Source organism: Haliscomenobacter sp. (assembly GCF_033763495.1).
Classification (GTDB): domain Bacteria; phylum Bacteroidota; class Bacteroidia; order Chitinophagales; family Saprospiraceae; genus Haliscomenobacter.
Genome location: NZ_JANRKL010000186.1, coordinates 1 through 15,779 on the forward strand (window position 1 = coordinate 1; position 15,779 = coordinate 15,779).

18 protein-coding genes are annotated in these 15,779 nt (G+C 47.1%); 9 read left to right on the top strand and 9 right to left on the bottom strand.

The window, feature by feature from the left end:
- Positions 1 to 258: 258 nt before the first annotated feature.
- Genes SFV55_RS20550 through SFV55_RS20565 form a run of 4 tightly spaced genes read left to right on the top strand, consistent with a single transcriptional unit; the run spans position 259 to position 3,399 of the window.
- Positions 259 to 1,572, top strand: a complete 1,314-nt coding sequence (locus SFV55_RS20550) for an aspartate aminotransferase family protein (protein WP_320031428.1) — start codon at positions 259 to 261, stop codon at positions 1,570 to 1,572.
- Between the two features lie 28 nt (positions 1,573 to 1,600).
- Positions 1,601 to 1,828 (top strand): hypothetical protein, encoded by a 228-nt coding sequence (locus tag SFV55_RS20555; protein ID WP_320031429.1) that lies wholly within the window; start codon positions 1,601 to 1,603, stop codon positions 1,826 to 1,828.
- A complete protein-coding gene (locus SFV55_RS20560; protein WP_320031430.1) occupies positions 1,797 to 2,216 on the top strand; it encodes a putative toxin-antitoxin system toxin component, PIN family in 420 nt (139 codons plus the stop codon). The genes SFV55_RS20555 and SFV55_RS20560 overlap by 32 nt, the downstream gene beginning before the upstream one ends.
- 22 nt (positions 2,217 to 2,238) lie before the next feature.
- The gene (locus SFV55_RS20565) at positions 2,239 to 3,399 is read left to right on the top strand and encodes an NTP transferase domain-containing protein (RefSeq protein WP_320031431.1); all 1,161 of its coding nucleotides are present in this window, start codon (positions 2,239 to 2,241) and stop codon (positions 3,397 to 3,399) included.
- A gap of 188 nt (positions 3,400 to 3,587) precedes the next feature.
- Here SFV55_RS20565 and SFV55_RS20570 read toward each other — a convergent pair whose 3' ends face one another.
- A complete protein-coding gene (locus tag SFV55_RS20570; protein ID WP_320031432.1) occupies positions 3,588 to 4,085 on the bottom strand; it encodes a YybH family protein in 498 nt (165 codons plus the stop codon).
- Between the two features lie 225 nt (positions 4,086 to 4,310).
- Here SFV55_RS20570 and lpdA point away from each other — a divergent pair, with 225 nt between their 5' ends.
- The gene (gene lpdA, locus SFV55_RS20575; RefSeq protein ID WP_413776727.1) at positions 4,311 to 5,714 is read left to right on the top strand and encodes a dihydrolipoyl dehydrogenase; all 1,404 of its coding nucleotides are present in this window, start codon (positions 4,311 to 4,313) and stop codon (positions 5,712 to 5,714) included.
- A gap of 283 nt (positions 5,715 to 5,997) precedes the next feature.
- On the opposite strand, the gene SFV55_RS20580 is transcribed toward lpdA, so the two are convergent.
- The 3 genes from SFV55_RS20580 to SFV55_RS20590 form a co-directional block, all read right to left on the bottom strand.
- Positions 5,998 to 6,387: a hypothetical protein gene (locus tag SFV55_RS20580; protein WP_320031433.1), complete on the bottom strand. Its 390-nt coding sequence runs from the start codon at positions 6,385 to 6,387 to the stop codon at positions 5,998 to 6,000.
- A 1-nt stretch (position 6,388) separates the two neighbouring features.
- Complete coding sequence (locus tag SFV55_RS20585; protein ID WP_320031434.1) at positions 6,389 to 6,544, bottom strand: hypothetical protein; 156 nt, start codon at positions 6,542 to 6,544, stop codon at positions 6,389 to 6,391.
- 62 nt (positions 6,545 to 6,606) lie between these two features.
- On the bottom strand, positions 6,607 to 8,043 hold the full coding sequence (locus SFV55_RS20590) for an ATP-binding protein (protein ID WP_320031435.1): 1,437 nt from the start codon (positions 8,041 to 8,043) through the stop codon (positions 6,607 to 6,609).
- Between the two features lie 223 nt (positions 8,044 to 8,266).
- On the opposite strand from SFV55_RS20590, the gene SFV55_RS20595 reads away from it, so the two are divergent.
- Positions 8,267 to 8,872: a hypothetical protein gene (locus SFV55_RS20595; RefSeq protein WP_320031436.1), complete on the top strand. Its 606-nt coding sequence runs from the start codon at positions 8,267 to 8,269 to the stop codon at positions 8,870 to 8,872.
- 84 nt (positions 8,873 to 8,956) lie between these two features.
- Complete coding sequence (locus SFV55_RS20600; protein ID WP_320031437.1) at positions 8,957 to 10,132, top strand: redoxin domain-containing protein; 1,176 nt, start codon at positions 8,957 to 8,959, stop codon at positions 10,130 to 10,132.
- 117 nt (positions 10,133 to 10,249) lie between these two features.
- Here the strand turns inward: SFV55_RS20600 and SFV55_RS20605 are convergent, their stop codons facing one another.
- Both SFV55_RS20605 and SFV55_RS20610 read right to left on the bottom strand, forming a co-directional pair.
- Entirely contained in the window at positions 10,250 to 10,843 is a 594-nt protein-coding gene (locus tag SFV55_RS20605; RefSeq protein WP_320031438.1) for a cupin domain-containing protein, read from the bottom strand.
- 3 nt (positions 10,844 to 10,846) lie between these two features.
- Positions 10,847 to 11,413, bottom strand: a complete 567-nt coding sequence (locus tag SFV55_RS20610) for an RNA polymerase sigma factor (protein ID WP_320031439.1) — start codon at positions 11,411 to 11,413, stop codon at positions 10,847 to 10,849.
- 107 nt (positions 11,414 to 11,520) lie between these two features.
- Between SFV55_RS20610 and SFV55_RS20615 the strand changes: the two genes are divergently transcribed.
- On the top strand, positions 11,521 to 12,075 hold the full coding sequence (locus SFV55_RS20615) for an SRPBCC family protein (protein ID WP_320031440.1): 555 nt from the start codon (positions 11,521 to 11,523) through the stop codon (positions 12,073 to 12,075).
- Between the two features lie 78 nt (positions 12,076 to 12,153).
- Here SFV55_RS20615 and SFV55_RS20620 read toward each other — a convergent pair whose 3' ends face one another.
- The 3 genes from SFV55_RS20620 to SFV55_RS20630 all read right to left on the bottom strand — a co-directional run bounded on the left by SFV55_RS20620 (position 12,154) and on the right by SFV55_RS20630 (position 14,993).
- Complete coding sequence (locus tag SFV55_RS20620) at positions 12,154 to 12,816, bottom strand: hypothetical protein (RefSeq protein WP_320031441.1); 663 nt, start codon at positions 12,814 to 12,816, stop codon at positions 12,154 to 12,156.
- Positions 12,813 to 13,796, bottom strand: a complete 984-nt coding sequence (locus SFV55_RS20625) for an alpha/beta hydrolase (RefSeq protein ID WP_320031442.1) — start codon at positions 13,794 to 13,796, stop codon at positions 12,813 to 12,815. Before SFV55_RS20625 ends, SFV55_RS20620 begins: the two co-directional genes overlap by 4 nt.
- Before the next feature lie 117 nt (positions 13,797 to 13,913).
- Positions 13,914 to 14,993, bottom strand: coding sequence for a helix-turn-helix domain-containing protein (locus SFV55_RS20630; RefSeq protein WP_320031443.1), 1,080 nt, complete (start codon positions 14,991 to 14,993; stop codon positions 13,914 to 13,916).
- Positions 14,994 to 15,304: 311 nt separating this feature from the next.
- Here SFV55_RS20630 and SFV55_RS20635 point away from each other — a divergent pair, with 311 nt between their 5' ends.
- Complete coding sequence (locus SFV55_RS20635; protein ID WP_320031444.1) at positions 15,305 to 15,769, top strand: GNAT family N-acetyltransferase; 465 nt, start codon at positions 15,305 to 15,307, stop codon at positions 15,767 to 15,769.
- Positions 15,770 to 15,779: the final 10 nt, after the last annotated feature.

Consider the following 15,779-nt stretch of genomic DNA (forward strand, 5'->3'; position numbering starts at 1 on the left):
ATTTGCTGGGCTTTCAGGATGGATTCCTGCGCTTTTATGGTGAAATTGTCGTAGGTCATTTCGTTTTGTGCTTTTTATTTGGCTAATATCTGATGTTTTTGTCAGTATTAGAGGGTATAGCAAAAGATTTGCCAAGGTGATTTTAGGAAAATTTGGCAGAGTGTATTTAAAAAAACCGACAAAATGGCTTAGGAATAAGACTTATTCCATTATTGGCAAAAAATCCCTAGCTTAGCTCCTCATTCAATCCGCAAAACCATGCAGACCACCCATACCTCTACCAAACAAGAATTATTAGCCAAGCAAAAACAATACCTCTGGCCCAATCACCTCCTATACTACACCGAGCCCCTCCCACTCGAACGTGGCGAAGGCCTGCGCGTATGGGATGTAGAGGGCAAGGAATACCTCGATTTTTTTGGAGGCATCCTCACCACCAGTGTAGGCCACAATCGCCCTGAAATTGTGGAGGCCGTGAAGAACCAAACGGAGAAGATGATCCATTCTTCTACCCTTTATCCCAACGAAGCCCATGTCAATTTGGCGGAAAAAATGGCGCAAATCACCCCTGGCAAATTGCAGGTCTCTTTTTTCACCCCCTCAGGAACGGATGCGGATGAAACTGCGGTTTTTTTGGCCAAAATTTATACGGGTCGTCAAGAAATAGTCGCATTGCGGCATGGCTACAGCGGTCGCTCGGCCATCGGTATGACGCTTACCGGGCATAGTTCCTGGCGTTTGACGGGCGCACAAGTACCCGGCATCACCCACGCAGTGAATCCTTACTGTTACCGCTGCCCTTACAAAATGACCTACCCTTCCTGCGGCGTGGCCTGTGCGCAGGACATTGAGGACGTGATCAGAACCACCACGAGTGGGAAAATCGCCGCCTTTATTGCCGAGCCGATTCAGGGTGTCGGTGGATTCATCACCGCGCCAAAGGAATACTTCAAAATTGCGCAGGAAATTGTCAAACAATACGGTGGTTTGATGATCATCGATGAGGTACAAACCGCTTTTGGCCGGACAGGCGACAAGTGGTTTGGTATCGAACATTGGGACATCGAGCCCGATGTGATCACCATGGCCAAAGGTATTGCCAATGGGTTCCCGCTGGGCAATACAATTACTACGATGGGAATCGCACAAAGCACCGTGGAGGCAGGTCTGAGCCTAAGTACTTTTGGCGGAAACCCCGTCGCTTGTGCGGCATCCCTCGCCACCATGGAAGTTTTGGAAAACCACGCCGATCCGCAGCATGTAGGCCGAGTAGGTAGATTGTTGCGCGAAGGCCTGGAACGTTTGCAGGAAAAATACCCCGTCATCGGCGATGTGCGTGGGATGGGCCTGATGCAAGGTTTGGAACTGGTCAAAGACCGCCAAAGCAAAGAGCCTTCAACCGAGGCTACCCGCCAGTTGTTTGAAGCTACAAAAGAACTGGGCTTGTTGATCGGCAAGGGCGGCTTGTACGGCAACGTTATTCGTATTGCGCCTCCGCTGACTGCTCAGGAAGAGGATATTGCAGAAGCGCTGGATATTTTGGATCGGGCGTTTGCAAAAGTCAAGATTTAGGGCATATATTTGTAAAAATAGGATCAACATGCAGGCCGAACCACATACAATGAGTAATCTTCAGCTCGAGTTGCTCAAGCTTTATGCGCATAATGTCGATGAACAAGATCTTCTCGCAATACGCCAACTCATCGGCCTGTATTTTGCTGAAAAAGCCAGTGCTGCAATGGATGCTTTTATCGAAGAAAAAGAATTTACGCCTCTAGACATCGCAAATTGGGCATATGAGCACTGGCGGAGTGAAACTCGTTCTTGATACCAATGTGATCGTTTCGATGATTGGTCGACGTTCTCCTAATCGTTGGATATTTGACAAAATTCTAACCGGAGAATTTCGTCTTTGTATATCCAATGAAATCCTGTTTGAATACGAAGAAATCCTTACTGCCAAAACCACACCTGAAGCAGCCTCTAATTTCACAGATTTTCTAATCTCCTTTCCCGGAGTTGAACACATTGATATTTATTTTAAATGGGACCTAATTGCAGACGATGTCGATGACAATAAGTTTGTCGATTGTGCAGTAGCGGCACAGGCAATTATTGTTTCTGAAGACCGGCATTTTCGCCCATATCGAACGAATGAACATCCTCCCTTGTTGATTCTAACGATTGAAGAACTGAAAGCTAAGTATCAAAGCTAAATGCACCTACAAAAGGTTAATCATGTCAAACCATCAAAAACACGCCGCCATCACCCGCCCTGCCTACGGTCACTTTACCCGTCAGGAATGGGCTTTCATCGGTGCGCCTTGTGGGGTAATTAAAAAACTAGCTTTTGCCCTGATTGACCGCCTGAAAGCCGATTACCAATTAGGCTACGTGGATGCTGACCACACAGGTGCAGATGCAGAAGAGGAAGCCGGACGCGATGCCCAAAGCGCCATGGCCCATGGTGCCCAGCAAGAATATACCGACAAAATCAGCTTTCACCGTTTTGACCAGGAGGGGGCGCTCAATCCTTTCTTTTTCCGTCAGCATTTCAATGCGCAGGATGCCGTGTTGGTCAATGGCAATCATTTTGAGGCCAAAAAGCAGATTGTGCTGATTGATCCCCGCAAGGAAGCTTCCCTGCAAAAAAAACTGGATCGCCTCAAGGATGTCGCCTGCATTGTGCTCACGGATGATACAACTGCGGTTTATCCCTTCTTGCAGGAGCATTTGGGTGGCGTTTTGCCACCTGTATTCAAACTGGAGGATGAAGCGGGAATCGCAGATTATTTACTGGAAGAACTGCAAAAAAAACAAGCTCCTCTTTACGGGCTCGTATTGGCTGGCGGGCGCAGCACGCGCATGGGCCAGGACAAAAGTTTAATCAACTACCACGGCAAAGCGCAACGCGAATATATGGCCGACTTGTTGAGTCAGTGGTGTAGCCGCACGTTTATTTCTTGTCGCGGAGATCAGGTTGAAGAAATTGGAGGGGCGTATTCGCCCATACCGGATACTTTTTTGGGTTTGGGCCCTTATGGCGCAATCCTGTCCGCTTTTCGGGAACACCCGGATGCAGCCTGGCTGGTGGTTGCTTGTGATTTACCTCATTTGGATGAGCATACCCTGGAGCAATTGGTAGCACAGCGAAATCCTTCCAAAGTGGCCACTACTTTCCGTAGCCCCTTTGATCAGTTTCCAGAACCACTGGTGACCATTTGGGAGCCACGGAGTTATCCGGTTTTGTTGCAGTTTATGGCGCAGGGGTACACTTGTCCACGCAAGGTGTTGCTCAATGCACCGATTGAGTTGTTGCTTGCGGAGAAGGAAGAGGCGCTGGAAAATGTGAATAAGCCGGAGGAGCTGGAGCGGGCCTTGGGGAAACTCAGGGGGTAAGATCACAGGTAAAAATCAATTTTGCCAAAGCGACACTTTAATTAACACAAAGGGAAAAAAGAGGACTCAAAGAACACAAAGAAAAGCGTCGTCAACGTCTAACTCTGTGTCCTCTGCGTCCTCTTTTTTTCCTCTGTGTTAATAAAAATGCCGCTTTGGTAGTGACAAGCTCCGTTGCTTCCAAAGTTTTATTTATTCCCCGCCGCAGTTGGATCTGGCATTGGGATCACCGGAGTTAGCCCATCGAATTCAATCATCCAACGGTTGCCTTTTTTAACCACAACCGCTACAGCAGTAGCTTTGCCTCCTATTTGTTGACCACCAATCTTGATGTCGGAATTGGAGTCCCAAGTGAGGATAGCCACATCCGGGGTGATCATGCGAGAAGAAGTCAACTGGTAAGTGAATTTGGGTTTTTCATCCATCATTTTTTCAAAAGTAGCCCAGCTTGCTTTGAGCGCTGCGATGCCTGAAGTTAAACTGCCATCAGGGCCAATTTCAGCCGCATCCGCAGTGTAGTAGCCAAACATTTCGTCAATGTTTCCTTTTTCATACGCCGTGTAAACGGTTTTGAGGTAAGACTTGAAGAGTTCGGCGTTTTCCATTTTAGGTGCCTGAGCCTGCAAATTTTGAGCGAAAAGGATGAAGCCAGCGAGGAAGAACAAATTGAACAATAACTTTTTCATGGTTGTAAGGTTTTGATGTTTTAAAAAATTAGGTGTTTGTGATGACACAAAGATGGGGGCTTTCCAAGGCTGGGCACATCCGCAGCTTTGCGTAATCCACTACGCAGATCTACTGATTTTAAAAAAGTGTGAACAAAAAGCCTTGGTCGACCTGTTCTTTTTGGGATAAAAAGCATTTGGGCGGTTTAAAACCGCTACTTTTGCGCTCAAAATCTCTACAACCTTATGAAATACGATGTAACTGTGATCGGCTCTGGCCCCGGGGGGTATGTAGCCGCCATTCGTTGCGCCCAGTTGGGACTCAAGACTGCCATCATCGAGCGATACAATGCCCTGGGAGGTACCTGTTTGAACGTGGGTTGTATCCCCTCCAAAGCATTGCTGGACTCTTCAGAGCACTACCATGCTGCACATGAAAAATTCAGCGAGCACGGCATTGAGCTGGAAAACCTGAAGGTGAACATGCCTCAAATGATCAAGCGCAAAAACGATGTGGTAAGCCAGACGGTCAAAGGGGTGGAGTTTTTGATGAAAAAAAATAAAATTGACGTCTATTACGGCTTTGGTTCTTTTGTCAATGCCAACTTGATCAAAGTGACCAAAGAAGACGGCACTACTCAGGAGCTCGAAACCGATAAAACCATCATCGCTACTGGCTCTAAGCCCATCGTGCCTGCCACCTTCAATTACGATAAAAAACGGGTCATCACTTCGACCGAGGCCCTGAACATTCAGGAAGTACCAACCCGGATGGTCATCATTGGTGGCGGGGTGATTGGGCTGGAATTGGGTTCAGTGTATGCACGCCTGGGTACCCAGATCGATGTGATCGAGTACCTGGATCGCATCATCCCTGGCATGGATGGGGATTGCAGCAAGGAATTGCAACGCTCACTCGGTAAAGCTGGCATCAAGTTCCACCTCAAACACATGGTGACCGCCGTTACTCCTTCCGCAGACAAGGTGGTGGTGGAATACCAAAAACGGGATACCGACGAAAAATTAAGCATTGAAGCGGACTACTGCCTGGTGGCCATTGGCCGTCGACCTTTTACGGATAAACTGGGCCTGGAAAACGCTGGCGTACAATTGGATGAAAAAGGTCGGGTCCTGGTAGATGACCACCTACAAACCAACATACCCGGCATTTACGCCATTGGCGACGTGATCAAAGGGGCTATGCTAGCGCACAAAGCGGAAGAAGAAGGCGTTTTTGTTGCCGAAACGATCGTCGGCCAAAAACCACACATCGACTACAACCTCATCCCTGGGGTAGTGTACACCTGGCCAGAAGTAGCGGGCGTAGGCCAAACTGAAGAACAACTCAAGGAAGCGGGTGTGCCCTACAAAGTGGGTAAATTCCCTTTCAAAGCCTTGGGTCGCGCCCGGGCGAGTATGGATACTGATGGGATGGTGAAAGTGTTGTCCCACCAGGTGAGTGATGAAATTTTGGGCGTGCACATGGTCGGCCCACGTACAGCAGATATGATTGCGGAGGCCGTAGCCTTGATGGAATTCCGGGCTTCTGCGGAGGATGCTGCGCGAATGAGCCACGCGCACCCGACGTATACGGAAGCGTTTAAGGAGGCAGCGTTGGCGGCGACGGGGAACCGGGCGCTGCATATGTAGATTGGGGGATTTTCCTTCGTGTCTGGAATTTTACATGCCACTTCGTGGGGCGCTCATCGATCTTTTACTGACGCCTGCGGCGTCAAGCTCGACGATCGCGGGCTTTAGATCCTACCTCGTATCCAGCATCATACACCTGCTCAACTAGAAGTAAGATGCAGGAACCCGCGATCGTCGAGCCCGCTCGCGCAGCGAGCATTTTGGGATCGAAGAGCGCCCCACGAAGTGGCATGTAGAATTTTCAACCAAACGCCTAGAACATTTTTAATCAAATGCGATTCGCTCAATTTTTCCTGGTAATGATTTTGAACTCCAGCCCAACGACGACCATGATCACAACCATCTCCTGCAAAAAATACAAGAATCCCCACTTGGTCAGTTCTTGACGAAAGTAGATCACCAAGGCAGCGGTCAAACAACAGTACAACAAATTGACTATCGCAATCCCTCGCAGATAAGGCCGCCAATTCTCCTTGAACCAGCGATAATTCCAAAACGAGTAGATCGCAAACAAGCAGGCTAGCGCGGCCAGGCCATAGAGAATTTCGTTGGGCATGCCGAAGATGGGTTGGAAACTGGGCAATGCTACACCTAAAAGGAAGGCGGAGAGTAAGGCACCCAAGCAGTCGAGAAGGAAGACGAGTTTGGGATTGGAGGTGATTTTGGTTAGCATTTTAGAACGGTTTTACAGTTATAGCACCAACGGTATCAACCGTGTCGGCAAAATAGGCATCATCGTATCGAAAAGTGTAAAGCTGGCGGCTTTCTTCAAGAAGGATACCTGCGAAAATTTTGTTGCGGTAGACTGCGGCTTGGTTTGTTGTTCTCATAATTTCAACCCCTTTTTGGCAGCAATATTTGCTTTCAAAATGTGAAAAAAGAATGCCTTCAGCTACCCCCCAAACAACTCCCCCAATCCCAATTCCCGATCCACCAAACCCCGACTATACTCATTCTCCAATACCCCATACGTGCTAATAAACGTCAAAAACACCTGCTTCTTTGTCTTTGAGTAGTGCTTAAACAGCGCCACTTTTTTCCGCAAATCCGCCGCGTAGGTCTTGCTAAGGATGTATTCCGAATTCGCCCATTTGATTTCACACAGGTTGATCACTTTATCATCCCGATCAATCAAGAGATCAATTTGACAACCATCCATACCTTCGGAACCTTTGCGATAAAAAGCCGAAGCGGTGGCAAATACCCCAGAAATGCCGAGCGCCTTTTTGATTTCAGGCACATGTTTGAGGCAAATGCTTTCAAAAGCGTAACCACTCCAGGCATGGAAAGCCGGGCTGGCGTGAAAACTTTGCCAAATACCCGCCCCTTCTTTTTTTAAGGTTTCGATGAATTTGAGGTAGAATAACGAATATTCATCACTCAAGCGAAAAAGTGAATCCCTTTTAAGCCGTCCAAAGGGTAGGTATTCCGCAATGAAGCCGGAATGTTGCAGCTCTTCCAGGGTTTTGCTCAAGCCACCGCCGTTGGAGATTCCGCTGATTTGCCCAATTTCCAATCTACTCAGACCCGAAGGTTTGGCAGCCAAAGCCCGGACAACCGCCATATGGCTTTCCGCATGTTCAAAAAGAGAAGGATAAAGTTGTTCAAATTCATCATATAAGGTGCCGCCTTTGGCAAAACAGATCCGATCAATGCTTTGCGCCACACTTTCACCCTTTTGGATTTCTTTGAGGTAGTGGGGAATTCCGCCCATCGCCATGTACAATTCGGTGATTTGGTAGCGGTTGAGGTTCAAGCCTTTGTTTTGCAGGTACAATTCAGTTTCCCGCAAAGAAAAAGGCTGGAGGTGCAGGCGTTTGGTAATGCGGTTGTACAGTCCCCCTTTGTTGTGCACCACTTTTTGAATCATCCAGGAAGCAGCCGAACCGCAAATGACTACGACGATGTTTTTTTTCACCGCCCAACTGTTCCAAAAAAAGCCAAAAGCATTGAGGAAGCCCGAACGGTGAGTATCCAACCAAGGAAGTTCGTCAAAAAAGACCACCCTTTTTTCCCCTTCAATGACATTTTCCAGGTATAAAATCAACAAATGGAATGCCTCCAGCCAAGTCTTAGGTTTTTGCAGGGGCAGGGGTGATTTGCTTTGCAGGCTCAGCGCAACGACAAAATTTTCCAGTTGCTCGCTGTTTTTGGCATGCTGAATCCCGGTTATTTCGAAAGCAATGCGCTCACTGTATACCGACTGGACCAGAAAGGTTTTGCCTACCCGCCTACGGCCAATGATCGATACCAATTCGGCTTCATCGGTAGTGAGTAAATTTTTGAGAATACTTACTTCATTTTCCCTTCCAATCAACTCTTTTGACATAAATACTCGCTTTAAGTCCTAAAAATACAGACTTCGAGCGAACATTCCAATCCTATTGCTCGCTCGAAGTGCCAAAAAAAACAAGATAAAGCGAGCAATACATGTTTATTGCTCGCTCGAAGTCCCTAAAAAAGTGAGATTCCGCCAGCAATGCCGATTTTTGACTTAGATCGGCTCTTATTCTTGCTCTTTTTTTACCTTTAAAGATAAAAACTCACCTGACATGAAGAACCTTACTCTATTTGCTTTTTTGCTGATTGTTAGCATCAGCCTATGTGCACAAAACAATCCAAACATGACCACCACCCTACCCTACCGTGAAATTCCTGCCTATCCCGAAAGTTACAGCGCCGAAAGTGTTGCGGCGCGGATGATCGATGGGCTCGGTTTCCGTTTTTACTGGGCCACTGAAGGTTTACGGCCAGAAGACCTGGCCTTTCGCCCAAGCCCAGAAGCACGGACTACAGAAGAAACCATCGACCATATTCTTGGGCTTTCAACGATGATCCTCAATGCCATGAAAAATCAAATCAACGTGCGCAGTGGGGAAGAAACATCATCGCTTAGCTTTGAAGTCAAAAGAAAAAAGACCCTGGAGATTTTGAAGGAGGCCAGCGATTTGCTCAAACAGGAAGGTACCAAACTTGAAGACCATAAAATCATGTCACAATTTGGTGCCAATAAAAGTGAATGGCCCTTTTGGAACCTGATCAATGGCCCGATTTCAGACGCATTGTGGCACGTAGGGCAAGTGGTGACGTTTCGGCGCTCCTCTGGCAATCCATTTAACAGTAAGGCAAATGTGTTGACGGGGAAAGTGCGGGAGTAGGCCATGAAGATTTCTGGCAGTATACGCAATACTGCCAGAAATTCAATACATTAGTAGCCATTAAGAACTATAACACAAACAAAAATGAAGCTTCACATTTTTCAGTCCATGGTACTGGGGACGCTGCTGTGCGCGTGCAGTTCTCCCGAAAAACAAGCTGAACAAGCGGACGTTTTTAAAGCCAATCCCAGGCCGGTAGCTGAACAAACGGTCAAAACCCTGGAAATCGGCGCCACTGCGCCCGACTTCAAACTCCCAGGAGTAGATGGCAAATGGCACAGCCTCGACGATTTTAAAGCGGCCAAAGCGCTGGCCATAGTGTTTACCTGCAACCACTGCCCCACTGCTCAGGCTTACGAAGCGCGGCTAAAAGCAGTGGAGAAAGATTACCGCAGCAAAGGTTTGAGTGTGGTCGCCATTTCTCCCAACAGCCCTTTGGGCTTGCAATACGAAGAACTTGGTTACACCGACCTCAACGACGATTTTGAAGAAATGAAAATCCGGGCCAAGAACCAGCAATTCGACTTTCCTTACCTGTACGATGGCGACAATGAAGCGGTTTCGCTGAAGTATGGGCCTGTGGCCACCCCGCACGTATTCCTTTTTGATGCCCAACGCAAATTGGCCTATACTGGCCGATTCGACGCCATCGAAAAACCTGGAGCTGCCAACGCTGAAGACCTGCGCGCTGCTATTGATGCAGTGCTGGCAGGAAAGCCAGTGGCAACCCCGGTAACCAAAACCTTCGGTTGTTCCACCAAGTGGGGCTGGAAGTTGGAGTACAAGGACAAAGTGCAAAAAGAATGGGAAGCCAAACCAGTATCAATTGCCAAACTGGATGAGGCAGGGGTTAAAAAATTGTTGAAAAACGAGGGCTCCGAAAAACTCCGGCTCATCAATGTATGGGCTACCTGGTGCGGGCCTTGTGTACTGGAATACCCCGATTTTATTGTTTTGCAGCGCATGTTCGGTGCCCGGGACTTTGAATTTGTCTCCCTGTCTGCCGACAAACCAGATCAGGAAGCCAAGGCGCTGAAGTTTTTGAAAGAAAAGTTTTCGGCAGTTCCCAATTATTTGTTTTCAGAGGAAGACAAATATGCGCTGATCGAAGCAGTAGACCCCAACTGGAATGGAGCCTTGCCTTACACCATTTTAGTGGAGCCTGGTGGGAAGGTGGTTTGGAGTCACCAGGGTGAAGTGGATTTTTATGCGCTAAAACGGGCGATTGTAGAACATCCAAAGATTGGACGGTATTATTGAATTGTCACTTCTGAGGTGTATCTTCAGTGCCTTAAGCTTCTTAGGTGGTAAAACAATGCTCTGCTCCGCAGGTTTTTTTCTTGCCACCTAAGAAACTTAAGGCACTGAAGGGGCACCTTAGGCGGCCAGTTTATACCATTGCAAAATTGCCTTGGCCGGTTTTTCGGAAGTGACGTGGATATCGTGGGTTTCTTCCAATTGCATGGTGATGAAGTCCCCTTCGCCAAGCCGCACGGTTCGGGTTTCTCCCGTTTTATCCGTAATGTAACAAACACAGGAACCCTCCAGAATCATAAAACTTTCCAAAAGATCGTGGTGCACTTCTTCGGGCACAAATTCTTTGACCCAAATGACAAACAAGTCGCGTTGTTCATTGGATTCCAGGGTATGCATGTGAATGTCTTCGAAATCAGCGGGAGGTTCAATTCCAGCCACGGCTTCACTCCATTCCAGCCATTTGGATTCCTCATTCAAAAGAGGGAGTTGATTGACATCTAGTTGCTGATGATTGGCCCTTTGCGCATTTAAGTCTTTGATTTTATCTAAAATAGCATGCCGCAAAGCCGCAGGTGGCGCCACGGAATGTGCTGCTGCAAAAAGGATCAGGGCGTCTTCCGTTTGATTGACTGTATTTTCGTCGATTGGTGTAACAGAAGTTTCAAAAAGCCACTCACCTATTTCCTGATTTGTGATGTCGTACTGTTTTTTCAATGGTTATGTCAAGTTGTGTTGATGCGAAAAAAAAGTTCTTAGTGTATTTAGGGCCAAACGTGCCCGGGACTTTACGGTACCGAGCGGTATTTTGAAATTGTCTGCAATTTCTTGTTGGGTGTAGCCATCAAAATACATCCATTCGATGATTTGTCGACTGGATTCGGGTAGTTTTTTCACCAACTGGGCCAAACCGATGGTTTCGTCCATGGTTTGAACGGCATGGTTTGCCCCAATCGAATGTACGAGATTTTCAAGTGGTTGGTTTTTCTGTTTTTGAGAAAAATATTTAGACCGGGTAAAATCGATGGCCTGATTGCGGGCAATGTTGATGAGCCAGGTAGCAAAACGTCCTTTGGAAGGGTCATATTGGTTGATGTTTTGCCAGATTTTTACAAAACAGTCCTGCAAGAGATGCTCTACCTCGCGCTGGTCATTGACGATGCGGTGCAGGATTCCAAACAGCATAGCAGAATACCGATCGTACAGTACGCCAAATGCCTGTTCATTGCCTTGCTTGAGCAATTTTACCAGATCCGTTTCGTCTTCAAATTGCACTTTACTTGTCATTGATTTACACAAAACTAGAAAAAAAAGCACAACCAACGATCCAAAAATAAAGCTAAACCGTATGTAAGTTTAATTTTATTTTCTTGCATAAAACACCTATCTCATCTATGTCTAGTTATCATTTTGTTACCCGTTGGGAATTACCCACCACTTGCGAGGAAGTATACCGCACCCTCGAAGACGCTGAAGACCTGGTCCGTTGGTGGCCCAGTGTGTATTTGGATGCCAAAATTTTGGAAAAAGGCCAACCCGGTGGAGTTGGAAAAGTGGTGGAGTTGTACACCAAAGGTTTTTTGCCCTATACCCTGCGCTGGAAATTCCGGGTGCTCCAAACCGATTTCCCCAATGGTTATTCCCTGGAAGCCATTGGAGATTTTGTTGGTCAGGGGGTATGGACCTTTAAGCAGCTTTCACCTGAAGTTTGTGAAGTGGTGTACGACTGGCGAATCCGGGCGGAAAAGCCTTTTTTGAAATTGATGACGCCCTTGTTGCGGCCCATTTTTTCAGCCAATCACCTTTGGGCGATGCGCAAAGGGGAAGAGAGTATCCGTTTGGAGTTGATGCGCCGCCGGGCTAAATCGGAGGAAGAAAGGGCGAAAATCAGTGCGCCTCCAGGGCCAATTTTCCCGCACAATATTCTGAACAACAAAACTTTAGGCTAAACATCTAAGATAGTATCCTCAACTGAGGCTGCCTGAAAACCAATGCTTTTCAGGCAGCCTCTTTTTATTGCCACTAGGCTACCACACCTTAACTAAAGCCAATTCAAAATAAAAAGGCAAAGTAGGATTGTCCTGAAAATTTCGGGCATACACTTTCCCCAAGCGCAGCGATACGAGCTGCTTTCCCAAAGAATGGCCAACATTAGCACCAAACTTGAAATTCCCCCCAGTAGAACCAATCCAGCCTTCATAAATACCCGGATAATTTTCCTTCAAAGAACCTTGTTTAAGTTTGCTGGCAAGGGTATGATCTACTCCGGCTTCGGCAGCCAGAAACCATTTAGGACGATAGTAACCCAATGAAGTATTCAGCTCAAGACCAACATTGAGTATTTGGGCAATATCGGAGGCATATGCCCGTACAATCACTCCGGGTTTAAGGCTTAGGGCAAGGTTTCCTCCCTGCCATACCCGGTGTTGATAAGCCAGGCGTAATTTCCAATCGTCTAGTATATTCGTTCCAAAAGGGGCCGAAAATTCAGCGCTGATGAAAGCAGGTTGTGTTTTAGCCAAACGGTACCCATAAGCCACTCCCAATATAGCGGCATAATCTGCACCAAATTTGGCGGCAATAAAATGTTGTTGATCTTTCTGCAATTGGCCCCAATGCAGATCCTGGCCAGCGGCCGTATTGCAGGCCAGGCCCAAGGCGGCGATAAAGACAATAAGTTGTGTTTTCATTTCAATTCTTGGAGATAGGTTAAAGATTTTTCCATGATTTCGGGCCAGGCGAAATGGAACATTTCATGCCCACAAGCTTTGATTTCTTCCAAATGGGCATTGGGGTAAACCCCTGACACTTTTTGTGCCCAAGGCAGTTGGTAAGCCTGGTTGAGTTCACTGTACAGGAACAAAACCTTGGGTTTGTAGGCTTTTAATTGCGTTGTAAAATCAAACCCTGTTTGCTCCGCATTGTCGATCAGGGCATTAAAAGCCACTGCGCCATTGCGCCAAAAGGGATAAGGCCCGGCATTGCCGATGGTATTACCCGGCGCATTTTCAAAACTGGCAAAAAAGGAAGCCTTGTAGTCCAGAATTTCCTGTTCATCCCTGCCTGAAAAAAGCTGCTCGGGGTACACTGCGTCGTTCAGTGCTTCGGAAAAAAACTTGATCTTGTTGGAGCGGCTCAAGTATTCGGAGGTCTGTGTCCAGGTGAAACCGCCCGGTTCGGCCAAAACAGCGCCGTTGATTTCCGCTGGGTTTTGATTGATGTAGGCGGTTGCCAGCATGGCTCCCCAGGAATGCCCCATGAGGAAAACCTTCTGGCCGGGGCTTTTTTTGAAGTGTTGGATGAGTTGATCCAAATCTTCGATCATGAGTTGGATGGCATCAGCTCCTTCAAACTGGCTACGCGGCACTCTTTGAGACAACCCGGTACCCCGCTGATCGTAAAAAATGACAAAAAAACCTTCTTGCGCCATTGCCTTGGCAGGGAGCAATGAACGAAAATCACCGCCGGGTCCGCCGTGTATCAAAACCAAGAGGGGATCGCTGGATTTCCCATAGGTTTCTACGTGCAATAAGGTGCCGTTGATGGCCAGCGAGGGAAGTGCAGCATCTTGGTTGACGGTTTTGGGAACCAACAAACCCGGTGCGGCGGGGTCTGCCAGATCGCAGGAAAAGGCCACCAGCGTCAGCAAGAATAACAGTAGTCGAGTCATGGTAAAAGTAGTTTTATGCAAAGGAAAACTACTCCCCAGTTTGGAGCGTCGCTGTGGGTAAGGGCGTACCTGAAGGGCGTTCGAGCTTACAAGGACGGATGTTCAAAAAATTAACAATCAGGGCTTTACCAAAGAAAAATATTCAGATGGAGTTTCGCCCATCACCACTTTAAAATACTTGTTAAACGTCGACTTAGAATTGAACCCGCACTCAAAAGCCAGTGCGAGCAGGGAATAATGCTGTTTGTGAGGCAAAGCTGCTACTTTTAAAAATGCTTCTACCCGCAACTTATTGATGTACTGGTAAAAATTTTGCCCCGTTTTTTCATTGATGGCTTGAGAGAGGTAGTTGGGGTGGGTGCTCAATAGATCAGCTAGTTCACCCAGGCTGAGTTCGGGATTTTTGTACACTTCCTGCTTTTGCATCAGTTGCGTCAACTGCTCAAAAAGGGCCTCGGATTGGCTGGCACTCAGGCCAGATTTGGCATAGCGGGGCAAACTGCTTATTGGAGCGGGATCCAATGGATCGGGGATAAAATTGCCTACAAAAACGGGCACCTGGTTGATGCCCAAAATGCCAATGGCACACACCAAAGCGGTAACTCCCCCAAAAATGACCTGGTCATTAAAAAAAATGACCAATATCCAGATGATGGCTAGCCCGAAGGAGAGGTGCTTGACCCATTGTAAGTGTTTTTGATGCTTAGGATTTTGATTCAAGATTTTTTGCCCGGTTTGGATTTTTCGAAGCGACAAAATCACATAACCAAGCCCTGAAGCAAGAATGGTGAAAAATTGGGCCAGGCTGTACCATTCGTAACCAGCGCCTTGCTGAAGGAAAACTTCTTTTTTCCCCTCTGCCGACAAACTGTAAAAGGGAATGGCCAGGAGAGTGAGCAGGACAAAAGGGATAAAATGGGGCAAAATATACCGCAATGTCCATTTCTGTGATCCAGTCAAGTCCGCTACATAAAAATGCAACATTATTCCATGCAAGAGTGGAAGCGCAAACCCAATGCCTAAAAGGTGTGGATATTGATAGGCAATTTTAGAAAACTCAAGGTAATTGGTCAATTGATGTAGGGTCATAATCACCATCCAGGTACTCAGGATGTAATCAGCCCTGGATTTGTCTTTTTTCAACAACAGCAACAATAAAAGAAAACTTGAGAGGATAATCCCGGTGAGGTACAACATGATCGTTAGTGTTTTTGCTACCAATAAGGGATGTAATACAATGGCGTTTACCCTCACGCTATGAAATACTGTGGCCCAAAATAATGCTCCCCAAAAAGTATATCGGGCTAAATCTCTCAAAAAACACCACATTTAGCCCGATATGAAAAAAAATATCATTTGATTCGCTTTAAGTTTTTTCCGTTTCAACCAAAAAATCTAACATTTTGAGCAGATAACCCCATCCAGGCACAACCAGGCACCTGGTGTTTTTGTATATTTCCCATCGTTCCTAGACACCATCACAAAATCCTAAATCCGTTTTTTCGACGATGAACCCAATCCTTACCCGCCCTGCTACGGTGGAAGACCTGGACACGCTCCTCCACTTTGAACAAGGCATTGTAGCCGCCGAGCGGCCCTTCGACCCTACTTTAAAAGCCGGAGAAATTCACTATTATGATTTGAAAGCCTTGATTTTGGCCCCTGAATCGGAGGTGATTGTTGCGACCTCTGGCTCCGAAATTGTAGGTTCGGGTTATGCCCAAATTCGATTGGCCAAAGACTACAATGCGCATAAACGTTTTGCCTACCTGGGCTTCATGTACGTCAAACCCGAGTTTCGGGGCCGCGGCGTCAATGGTCTGGTACTGGAGGCTTTAACCCACTGGATCAAAGGTCAGGGTATCGCTGAAATCCGCCTGGAAGTATACGCCGAAAATGAAGCGGCGAAAAAGGCGTATGAAAAAGCGGGGTTTACGCCTAATCTGTTAGAAATGCGGATGAATCTGGAATAAAATTTAAACA